We start from the raw sequence: 10673 nt of genomic DNA, 5'->3' as shown, positions 1-10673 counted from the left end.
CGCGCCGGGCCCGTTCGGCGGCCCGCCGGGCGGCGACCTCGCGGACCACGGCGGCGGCGGCCTCCTCGTGGGCGCGCTCGTTCTCGGCGCGCGCGTCGGCGGTCTCCAGGGTGGGCCAGCGGCGGTCTATCGCGGCGTTCATCGCGGCGCCGATGAGCACCGCGAGCGCCACCACGAAGATCCACAGCAGGACGGCCACCGGCGCCGCCAGCGAGCCGTACACCGAGGGGCCCTCGACCGAGCTGACCAGGTAGACCCGCAGGCCGACGCTGCAGAAGACCAGCACCACCAGGGCGACCAGGGCGCCGGGGATGTCCTCGCGCCACGGGGTCGAGACCGGGACGGCCAGGTGGAGAGGGTGGTCAGCGAGACGGTCAGCAGCACGATGGCGACCGGCCAGTAGAGCGCGCCGACCAGCCCGGACACCCCCGGTACGGCGTTCTCCAGCAGTCCCGGACCGACCATCAGCAGCGGCAGCACCAGCGAGCCGATCACCAGGGCGCCGAAGTAGAGGCTGAGCGACATCAGCCGGGTCTTGACGATGCCCCGCTTGCCGTCGAGCCCGTACATGACGGTGATGGTGTCGATGAAGATGTAGAGGGCCCTGGAGCCGGACCACAGGGACAGCAGGAAGCCGATCGAGACGAGGTCGGGCCGGGTGCGGTCGAACACCCCGTCCAGCAGCGGGACCACGACCTCGTTGACGGAGGAGTCCGACAGCACCGTCCCGGAGGCCGAGAGGATGCTCTTCTTGAGCCCGGCGATGGTGCCCGCGCCGACGAACTCGTCGAGGTAGCCGAGGGTGCCGGCCAGCCCGAGCAGCAGCGGCGGGATCGACAGCAGGGTGAAGAAGGCCGCCTCCGCGGCGAGCCCGGTGACCCGGTACTCGACGCAGGTGTTGGTGGTGTCCCTGATCAGTTCCCACGCCGTGCGGCGCCAGGTGGCCTGTTTGGCCGCGCGCCGGGAGCCCTTGCCCCGCCGCCGGGAGGGCCGCTCGGCGTTCGCTCTGCTCGTATCGCCTGCTGCTTGCACAGGGCCAACCGTATCGGGCCGGGGCCCGGCGGTTGATCTCCCCGGGGGTACGGGCGCGTGGCCGGGCGGGGTGGGGGCGCGTCGCCGGACGCGTCGCCGGACGTCCGGGCGGGGAGCGGCGGGAACATCCGGATGTCCCACATGACGAAACCTCAGAGTCCAGTATCTGGATGTTAGTGGACCGCGAGTCCCGCGCCGTGCGAATCTCTTGCCATGCCTAGCGCCGGAACCACCCTAGTAGGTCGACTCCACGTCGATCTCCTTCGCGTGTCCAGCGCCATCTGTCCGGTGACCTGAGCCCCCCGTCTCCGCCGCACCACCGCACCCGGCGCCGACCTTCCCGCCATCCCCGCCGCAGCGGATGCGCAGGCGCCCGCCCGGTCCCGGCCACCGCCCTCAAGACCTTGAAATCCGCAGGTCAGAGCGGTACCGCACGGCCGGACACGCCCCGCGACCCATTCGGCAGCAGCGCCATCCGCCCAGAAGGACTTCACCATGGCCACCTCCCCCGAGACCGTCGAGCCCACGGCCGACCGCGCCGCCGAGCGGCGCCCCGCAGCGGCCCGCAAGGTGACCCGCCACCGCGGCGAGGGCCAGTGGGGCATGGGCCACTACACCCCGCTGAACGCCAACGAGCAGTTCAAGAAGGACGACGACGGTCTCAATGTGCGGACACGTATTGAGACGATCTACGCGCACCGGGGCTTCGACTCCATCGACCCCGCCGACCTGCGCGGCCGGATGCGCTGGTGGGGGCTCTACACCCAGCGCAAGGAGGGCATCGACGGCGGCAAGACCGCGATCCTGGACCCGCACGAGCTGGACGCCGAGTTCTTCATGCTCCGGGTCCGCATCGACGGCGGCCGGCTGACCGTCCCCCAGCTGCGGGCGGTCGCCGAGGTCTCCGAGCAGTACGCGCGCGGCACCGCCGACCTGACCGACCGCCAGAACATCCAGTACCACTGGATCCGGATCGAGGACGTCCCGGCGATCTGGCAGAAGCTGGAGGCCGTCGGCCTGTCCACCACCGAGGCCTGCGGCGACACCCCGCGCGTCATCCTCGGCTCCCCGGTGGCCGGCATCGCCGAGGACGAGATCATCGACGGCACGCCCGCCATCGAGGAGATCCAGCGCCGCTTCATCGGCAACCCGGACTTCTCCAACCTGCCGCGCAAGTTCAAGAGCGCGGTCTCCGGCTCCCCGCTGCTGGACGTCGCGCACGAGATCAACGACGTCTCCTTCGTCGGCGTGGTCCACCCCGAGCACGGGCCCGGCTTCGACCTGTGGGTCGGCGGCGGCCTGTCCACCAACCCCAAGCTGGGCGTGCGGCTGGGCGCGTGGGTCCCGCTGGACGAGGTCGCGGACGTCTACGGCGGCGTCATCGGCATCTTCCGCGACTACGGCTACCGGCGCCTGCGCAACCGCGCCCGGCTGAAGTTCCTGGTCGCCGACTGGGGCGTGGAGAAGTTCCGCCGGGTCCTGGAGGAGGAGTACCTCGAGCGCCCGCTGCTCGACGGCCCCGCCCCGGCCGAGCCCGCCGCCCGCTGGCGCGACCACGTCGGCGTCCACCGGCAGAAGGACGGCCGCTACTACATCGGCTTCGCCCCGCGCGTCGGCCGGGTCGACGGCAAGCTGCTCGGCCGGATCGCCGACCTCGCCGCCGCCCACGGCAGCGACCGGGTGCGCACCACCGCCGAGCAGAAGATGATCGTCCTCGACATCGCCGAGGAGCACGTCGACTCCGTGGTGGCCGGCCTGGAGGCGCTCGACCTGCGGGTCACCCCCTCGCCGTTCCGCCGCGGCACCATGGCCTGCACCGGCATCGAGTACTGCAAGCTCGCCATCGTCGAGACCAAGGAGCGCGGCCGCACGCTCATCGACGAGCTGGAGCAGCGCCTGCCGGAGTTCGCCGAGCCGCTGACCATCAACATCAACGGCTGCCCGAACGCCTGCGCCCGCATCCAGGTCGCCGACATCGGCCTCAAGGGCCAGCTGGTCACCGACGAGCACGGCGAGCAGGTCGAGGGCTACCAGGTCCACCTCGGCGGCGCGCTCGGCCTGGAGGCCGGCTTCGGCCGCAAGGTCCGCGGCCTCAAGGTCACCAGCGCGGGCCTGCCCGACTACGTCGAGCGCGTGCTGACCCGCTACCAGGCCGACCGCACCGAGGGCGAGCGCTTCGCCCAGTGGGCGGCCCGGGCGACCGAGGAGCAGCTCTCGTGAGTGAGCGCGCTGCCCCTTTCTTCTGCCCCTACTGCGGGGACGAGGACCTGCGCCCCTCCGAGGCCGGGCACGGCGCCTGGGAGTGCCACGGGTGCCGCCGCGCCTTCCAGCTGAAGTTCCTCGGCCTGCTGTCACCGACCAACCACGGGGGTACGTCACATGAGCAGCACCGCGACTGACCACGAGGCGATAGCCGTCCGGGCCGGCCGCGAGCTGGAGGAGGCCACCGCCCAGGAGGTCCTGCGGTGGGCCGCGGACACCTTCGGCGCGCGGTTCTGCGTCACCTCCTCGATGGAGGACGCGGTGGTGACCCACCTGGCGTCCTCGGTGTTCCCGGGGGTGGACGTGGTGTTCCTGGACACCGGCTACCACTTCCCGGAGACCCTCGGGACGCGCGACGCGGTGGCCGCGACCATGCCGGTCAACGTCATCACGCTCACCCCGCTGCGGACGGTGGCCGAGCAGGACGCCGAGCACGGGCCGGCCCTGCACGACCGCGACCCGGACCTGTGCTGCTCGCTGCGCAAGGTCGAGCCGCTCAACCGGGGCCTGGCCGGCTACGACGCCTGGGCGACCGGGCTGCGCCGCGACGAGTCGCCGACCCGGGCGAACACCCCCGTGGTGTCCTGGGACCCGAAGCGCCGCAAGGTCAAGATCGCCCCGATCGCCCGCTGGACCCAGGAGGACGTGGACGCCTACGTCGCCGCCCACGGCGTGCTGCTCAACCCGCTGCTGTGGGAGGGCTACACCTCGATCGGCTGCTCCCCGTTGTCCTGCACCCGCAAGCCGGGCGAGGGTGAGGACGCCCGGGCCGGCCGCTGGTCCGGCTCCGGCAAGACCGAGTGCGGCATCCACCTCTGATTCGATCCGTTCTGATCGTCCGTCCATCCTCGTGTAAGGAAAGAACCGTGACAGCTGACACCCTGGCCGCCGACGGAGCCGCAGAGGCGGCCCGCACGGCCGCCCCGTGCGAGCGCGGCGCCACCGTGTGGCTGACCGGGCTGCCGAGCGCGGGCAAGACCACCCTGGCCTTCGCCCTCGCCGAGCGGCTGCGCGCCGAGGGCCACAAGGTCGAGGTCCTGGACGGCGACGAGATCCGCGAGTTCCTCTCCAAGGGCCTCGGCTTCTCCCGCGAGGACCGGCACACCAACGTCACCCGGATCGGCTTCGTCGCCGAGAAGCTGGCGGCCAACGGCGTCAAGGTGCTCGCCCCGGTGATCGCCCCGTTCGCGGACTCCCGCGCCGCGGTGCGCGAGCGGCACGCGGCGGCCGGCACCGAGTTCCTGGAGATCCACGTCGCCACCCCGGTCGAGCTGTGCGCCGAACGGGACGTCAAGGGCCTGTACGCCAAGCAGGCGGCCGGCGAGATCTCCGGCCTGACCGGCGTGGACGACCCGTACGAGGCCCCGGAGCGGCCGGAGCTGCGCCTCCAGACCCGGGGCCGCGCGGTCGCCGAGTCCGCCGCCGAGCTGCACGCCTTCCTGACCGAGAGGGGTCTGGCATGACCACCGAGACCGACAGCCCGGTCCGCACCGCCGGCGACCCCAACCAGAATTCAGGGGGGCCCTTCGCGCTGTCCCACCTGGACGCGCTGGAGGCCGAGTCGGTGCACATCTTCCGCGAGGTCGCGGGGGAGTTCGAACGCCCGGTGATCCTGTTCTCCGGCGGCAAGGACTCCATCGTCATGCTGCACCTGGCGCTCAAGGCCTTCGCGCCCGCCGCCGTCCCCTTCTCGCTGCTGCACGTCGACACCGGGCACAACTTCCCCGAGGTCATCGACTACCGCGACCGCGTCGCCGCGCGGCACGGCCTGCGCCTGCACGTCGCCCACGTCCAGGACTTCATCGACCGCGGCGTCCTGCGCGAGCGCCCCGACGGCACCCGCAACCCGCTGCAGACCGTGCCGCTGCTGGACGCCATCGAGACGAACCGCTTCGACGCGGTGTTCGGCGGCGGGCGCCGCGACGAGGAGAAGGCCCGCGCCAAGGAGCGCGTCTTCTCGCTGCGCGACGAGTTCGGCGCCTGGGACCCGCGCCGCCAGCGCCCCGAGCTGTGGTCGCTCTACAACGGCCGCCACGCGGTGGGCGAGCACGTGCGGGTCTTCCCGCTGTCCAACTGGACCGAGCTCGACGTGTGGCAGTACATCGAGCGCGAGGGCATCGAGCTGCCGGAGATCTACTACGCCCACGAGCGGGACGTCTTCGCCCGCAGCGGCATGTGGCTGACCGCCGGCGACTGGGGCGGCCCCAAGGAGCACGAGCCGGTCGAGCGGCGGCTGATCCGCTACCGCACCGTCGGCGACATGTCCTGCACCGGCGCCGTCGACTCCGACGCCACCACCATCGAGGCCGTCATCGCCGAGATCGCCGCCTCGCGCCTCACCGAGCGCGGTGCGACGCGGGCCGACGACAAGCTCTCCGAGGCCGCGATGGAAGACCGCAAGCGCGAGGGATACTTCTAATGAGCACCGCCACCAACGCCACCTCGCTGCTGCGCTTCGCCACCGCCGGCTCCGTCGACGACGGCAAGTCCACCCTCGTCGGCCGACTGCTGCACGACTCCAAGTCGGTGCTCGCCGACCAGCTGGAGGCCGTCGAGCACGCCTCCCGCAGCCGCGGCCAGGAGGCGCCCGACCTCGCCCTGCTCACCGACGGCCTGCGGGCCGAGCGCGAACAGGGCATCACCATCGACGTGGCCTACCGCTACTTCGCCACGCCCCGCCGGCGGTTCATCCTCGCCGACACCCCCGGGCACGTGCAGTACACCCGCAACATGGTCACCGGCGCCTCCACGGCCGAACTCGCCGTCGTCCTCGTCGACGCCCGCAACGGCGTCGTCGAGCAGACCCGCCGGCACGCCGCCGTCGCCGCCCTGCTGCGCGTGCCGCACGTCGTCCTCGCCGTCAACAAGATGGACCTGGTCGACTACGCCGAGCCCGTGTTCGCCGCCATCGCCGCCGAGTTCACCGCCTACGCCGCCTCGCTCGGCGTCAAGGACGTGCTGGCGGTCCCGATCTCCGCCCTCGCCGGGGACAACGTCGTGGAGCCGTCCGCGCACATGGACTGGTACGGCGGCCCGACCCTGCTGGAGCACCTGGAGACGGTGCCGGTCGGCAGCGACCCGGGCGCCGAGCCGGCCCGCTTCCCGGTCCAGTACGTCATCCGCCCGCAGACCGAGGAGCACCCCGACTACCGCGGCTACGCGGGCCAGTTGGCGTCCGGCGTGCTGCGCGTCGGCGACACCGTCACCGTCCTGCCGTCCGGCCACACCACCACCGTCGCCGGGATCGACGCCCTCGGCCGCCAGGCCGACGCCGCCTGGGCCCCGCAGTCGGTGACCGTCCGCCTCGCCGACGACCTGGACGTCTCCCGCGGCGACCTCATCGCCGCCGGCCCCGTGCCCGTCCCCACCAAGGACATCGAGGCCACCGTCAGCCACCTCAGCGAACGGCCGCTGCGCGCCGGCGACAAGGTCCTCCTCAAGCACACCACCCGCACCGTGCGGGCGCTGGTCAAGGACGTCGCCTACCGGATCGACATCACTGCGCCGATCGGCGAAGGGGGCTTGGAACAGCGCCCCGCCCCCGACGGGCTGAACGTCAACGACATCGGCCGGGTCGTCCTGCGCACCGCCGAGCCGCTGGCCCTGGACGGCTACTCCGACAACCGCCGCACCGGGTCGTTCCTGCTCATCGACCCGGCCGACGGCACCCCCCTCACCGCCGGCATGGCGGGCGAGGCCTTCGCCACCGTACCCACCACCGGCACACCCGACGAGGAGGACTGGGTCTGATGCCCAGCGAGGCGTTCTCGGGCATGGACAAGGAAGGCGGCCGCATCGGCAGCGGCGTCCTCGGCAGCGGCCAGGGCGGCCTGACCCGATGTGCGGGCCGACGGGGCTGAGAACGCCCTGTCACCGGGCTGTCTCCCCCCACAGCCGCCCGGCTTGCCCCCGGCACACCGCTGCCGCGCGCACCACCTTCCAACCGTCCGTCCGAGACCGCCTCCTGACGGTCCGTCCGCGAACAGGACTCTCGCCATGGCACCGAACCCGGCCCTCCCGCATACCCGCACCCGCCCCGACGCCGGGCGGATCAGACGCTCCGCGGCCGCCGCCGCGGCCGGCCTGACCGTGGCGGCCCTGCTGTCGTCCTGCAGCTACGGCTCCAAGGCGGACGACAAGTCCTCCGACGCCAAGGCCAACACCGCTGCCACCGCCGGGAGTTCCGGCGCGAAGCTGTCCGCGGACACGGTGAAGATCGGCTACTTCGCCAACCTCACCCACGGCACCCCGCTGGTCGGCCTCCAGGAGGGATTCTTCCAGAAGGAGCTCGGCGCCACCCAGGTCAAGACCCAGGTCTTCAACGCCGGCCCGGCCGAGATCGAGGCGCTGAACGCCGGCTCCATCGACATCGGCTGGATCGGCCCCTCCCCCGCGATCAACGGCTACACCAAGTCCGACGGCAAGTCCCTGAAGATCATCGGCGGTTCGGCCTCCGGCGGCGTCAAGCTGGTCGCCAACCCGGAGAAGATCGCCACCCTGGACGACCTCAAGGGCAAGAAGATCGCCACCCCGCAGCTCGGCAACACCCAGGACGTCGCCCTGCTCAACTACCTGGCGGGCAAGGGCTACAAGGTCGACGCGGCCACCGGCGCCGGCGACGTCTCGGTCGTGCGCACCGACAACAAGGTCACCCCCGACGCGTACAAGTCCGGCTCCATCGACGCCGCCTGGGTGCCCGAGCCCACCGCCTCCAAGCTGGTCACGCTCGGCGCGAAGGTCCTGCTCAACGAGAAGGACGTCTGGCCCGACAAGAAGTTCGTGATCACCAACATCATCGTCTCGCAGAAGTTCCTCACGGAGCACCCGGACGTGGTGGAGGCCGTGCTGCGCGGCTCGGTGAAGACCAACGCCTTCATCAAGGACAACTCCGACAAGGCCAAGGCCGACGCCAACGAGGCGATCAAGAAGGAGGCCGGCAACTCCCTGGAGCCCGCCATCCTCGACCCGGCCTGGGCCGACATCGACTTCCTGGACGACCCGCTGGCGAACACCCTCCAGGCCGAGGCCGACCACGCCGTCACCGCCGGGCTCCTCAAGAAGCCCAACCTGAACGGCATCTACGACCTCACCCTGCTGAACAAGGTCCTCGCCGCGGAGGGCCGGCCCGCCGTCGCGGACGCCGGACTCGGCGCCAAGTAGCGTCCGCAGCAAGGCCGTTCGTCACGACTCCGCGGTCCGGCCCCCGCCCGCCCGGTCGATCCCCGATCGATGCCCACCGGGACGGGCGGGGCCCGGGCCACGGCCCCGACCTCGCCAGACCACTCATCCAGGAGGTGCCCGGATGACCCCGGCACTGACCACCTCGGCGGACGCCCCCGGCGCCGACGCCCACGGCGGTGCGCCCGCCGTCCGGATCTCGCACGTGCACAAGTCCTTCGGCCGCCCCGGCGCCCAGACCCACGTCCTGGACGACATCACCCTCGACGTCGCCCCCGGCGAGTTCGTCACCCTGCTCGGCGCCTCCGGCTGCGGCAAGTCCACCCTGCTCAACCTCGTCGCCGGCCTCGACCGGCCCACCGCCGGCGGCATCGAGGTGCCCGGCGGCCGCCCCGCGCTGATGTTCCAGGAGCACGCGCTCTTCCCCTGGCTCACCGCCGGCAGGAACATCGAACTCGCCCTCAAGCTGGCCGGCGTCGCCCGCCCCGAGCGCCGCGCCGAAGCCGAGCGGCTGCTCGAACTCGTCCGCCTGGACGGCGCGTACGGCAAGCGCGTCCACGAGCTGTCCGGCGGCATGCGCCAGCGCGTCGCCATGGCCCGCGCCCTCGCCCAGGGCAGCAAGGTCCTGCTCATGGACGAGCCCTTCGCCGCCCTCGACGCCATCACCCGCGACGTCCTCCACGACGAGATCACCCGGATCTGGGCCGAACGGCAGCTGACCGTCCTGTTCGTCACCCACAACGTCCGCGAGGCCGTCCGCCTCGCCCAGCGGGTCGTCCTGCTCTCCTCCCGCCCCGGCCGGGTCGCCCGCGAATGGCACATCGACCTGCCCCAGCCGCGCCGCATCGAGTCCGCCGGCGTCGCCGACCTGTCCATCGAGATCACCGAAGAACTGCGTGGGGAGATCCGTCGCCATGGCCAGCACTGACACCACCCCCGTCCTGGACAAGAACGACAGGAACGACAAGCACGACCGGAACGACAGGGCCGCCGACACCGCGGGCGTCGGCGCCGGCCTGGACGCCCTCGACGCCGTCACCGCACAGCGCGGCTCCCTCGGCGAGGCCCTGCGCAGCAAGGCCCTGCCGCCGCTGATCGGCGTGCTCGTCGTGCTCGCGCTCTGGCAGGGCGCGTACAGCCTGGAGCTCACCTCCTCCTACAAGCTGCCCAGCCCCGCCGACGTGTGGCGCTCCGCCCAGGACCTCTGGTACCAGGGCACGCTGTTCTCGATCATCTGGACCAGCGTCTGGCGCGGCCTGTCCGGCTTCCTCCTCGCCGTGGTGATCGGCACCCCGATCGGCCTCGTCGTCGCCCGCATCAGACCGGTGCGCACCGCCATCGGGCCCGTCCTGCAGGGCCTGCAGTCGCTGCCCTCGGTCGCCTGGGTGCCCGCCGCCGTCATCTGGCTCGGCATCAACGACTCGATGATGTACGCCGTCATCCTGCTCGGCGCCGTCCCCTCCATCGCCAACGGCCTGGTCGCCGGCATCGACCAGGTCCCGCCGCTGTTCCTGCGGGCCGGACGCACCCTCGGCGCCACCGGCCTCACCGGCGCCCGGCACGTCCTCATCCCCGCCGCCCTGCCCGGCTACCTCGCCGGCCTCAAGCAGGGCTGGGCCTTCTCCTGGCGCTCCCTGATGGCCGCCGAACTCGTCGCCTCCTCCCCCGACCTGGGCCGCGGCCTCGGCCGCTTCCTGGAGGACCAGCGCGAGTTCTCCGACATGTCCGGCGTCCTGCTCGGCATCATCCTCATCCTCTTCGTCGGCATCGCCATCGAGCTCCTCGTCTTCACCCCCGTCGAGCGCCGGGTGCTGCGCAACCGCGGCCTGCTGGCCACCGGCAAGTGAGGCAGCGCTGATGCCCGCCCTCCTCCTGATCGCCCACGGCAGCCGCGACCCGCGCCACGCCGCGACGGTGGCCGCGCTCGTGGAGGAGGTGCGGGCCCAGCGGCCCGGCACCGAGGTCGCCACCGCCTACCTGGACCACTGCGCGCCGCGGATCCCCCAGGTGGTCGGACGGCTCGCGGACGCGGTGGCGGTGCCGCTGCTGCTCAACCGGGCCTTCCACGCCAAGCACGACATCCCGGCCGCCCTGCGCGCCGCCGGCTCCCGGCTGCCGGTCGCCGACGTGCTCGGCCCCTCCCCCCTGCTGCTGGCCGCCCTGGACCGCCGCCTCGCCGAGGCCGGCCTCGCGGTCGGCTC

Annotated in this window: 11 protein-coding genes and 1 pseudogene; 11 read left to right on the top strand and 1 reads right to left on the bottom strand. The window is 72.4% G+C overall.

Annotated features, from left to right (window positions below):
* Positions 1-1032: pseudogene (locus AE652_RS24360) on the bottom strand (YihY/virulence factor BrkB family protein); the annotation flags it as partial.
* A 213-nt stretch (positions 1033-1245) separates the two neighbouring features.
* On the opposite strand from AE652_RS24360, the gene AE652_RS49520 reads away from it, so the two are divergent.
* The 11 genes from AE652_RS49520 to AE652_RS24305 form a co-directional block, all read left to right on the top strand.
* Entirely contained in the window at positions 1246-1329 is an 84-nt protein-coding gene (locus AE652_RS49520; RefSeq protein ID WP_310593185.1) for a putative leader peptide, read from the top strand.
* Between the two features lie 198 nt (positions 1330-1527).
* Positions 1528-3252 carry a nitrite/sulfite reductase gene (locus tag AE652_RS24355; RefSeq protein ID WP_049655045.1) on the top strand — a complete coding sequence of 575 codons (1725 nt, stop codon included), beginning with the start codon at positions 1528-1530 and terminating at the stop codon, positions 3250-3252.
* The gene (locus AE652_RS24350) at positions 3249-3431 is read left to right on the top strand and encodes a hypothetical protein (RefSeq protein ID WP_030060859.1); all 183 of its coding nucleotides are present in this window, start codon (positions 3249-3251) and stop codon (positions 3429-3431) included. Before AE652_RS24355 ends, AE652_RS24350 begins: the two co-directional genes overlap by 4 nt.
* The gene (locus AE652_RS24345; RefSeq protein ID WP_049655043.1) at positions 3412-4113 is read left to right on the top strand and encodes a phosphoadenylyl-sulfate reductase; all 702 of its coding nucleotides are present in this window, start codon (positions 3412-3414) and stop codon (positions 4111-4113) included. Before AE652_RS24350 ends, AE652_RS24345 begins: the two co-directional genes overlap by 20 nt.
* Positions 4114-4175: 62 nt before the next feature.
* Positions 4176-4757, top strand: a complete 582-nt coding sequence (gene cysC, locus AE652_RS24340) for an adenylyl-sulfate kinase (protein WP_049655048.1) — start codon at positions 4176-4178, stop codon at positions 4755-4757.
* Entirely contained in the window at positions 4754-5713 is a 960-nt protein-coding gene (gene cysD / locus AE652_RS24335) for a sulfate adenylyltransferase subunit CysD (protein WP_049655041.1), read from the top strand. The genes cysC and cysD overlap by 4 nt, the downstream gene beginning before the upstream one ends.
* On the top strand, positions 5713-7044 hold the full coding sequence (locus AE652_RS24330) for a sulfate adenylyltransferase subunit 1 (protein WP_049655038.1): 1332 nt from the start codon (positions 5713-5715) through the stop codon (positions 7042-7044). The genes cysD and AE652_RS24330 overlap by 1 nt, the downstream gene beginning before the upstream one ends.
* 246 nt (positions 7045-7290) lie before the next feature.
* Positions 7291-8454, top strand: coding sequence for an aliphatic sulfonate ABC transporter substrate-binding protein (locus AE652_RS24320; RefSeq protein WP_049655034.1), 1164 nt, complete (start codon positions 7291-7293; stop codon positions 8452-8454).
* A 142-nt stretch (positions 8455-8596) separates the two neighbouring features.
* Complete coding sequence (locus AE652_RS24315; protein ID WP_049655033.1) at positions 8597-9400, top strand: ABC transporter ATP-binding protein; 804 nt, start codon at positions 8597-8599, stop codon at positions 9398-9400.
* Positions 9387-10319 (top strand): ABC transporter permease, encoded by a 933-nt coding sequence (locus tag AE652_RS24310; RefSeq protein WP_063780246.1) that lies wholly within the window; start codon positions 9387-9389, stop codon positions 10317-10319. Before AE652_RS24315 ends, AE652_RS24310 begins: the two co-directional genes overlap by 14 nt.
* 10 nt (positions 10320-10329) lie before the next feature.
* The coding region (locus AE652_RS24305) for a sirohydrochlorin chelatase (RefSeq protein WP_049655032.1) at positions 10330-10673 on the top strand (344 nt) is incomplete at its 3' end.

This window comes from Kitasatospora sp. MY 5-36, assembly GCF_001182915.1.
GTDB lineage: Bacteria > Actinomycetota > Actinomycetes > Streptomycetales > Streptomycetaceae > Kitasatospora.
Note: the sequence above shows the minus strand (reverse complement) of the source record. Positions and strands in the feature narration are given on the sequence as shown.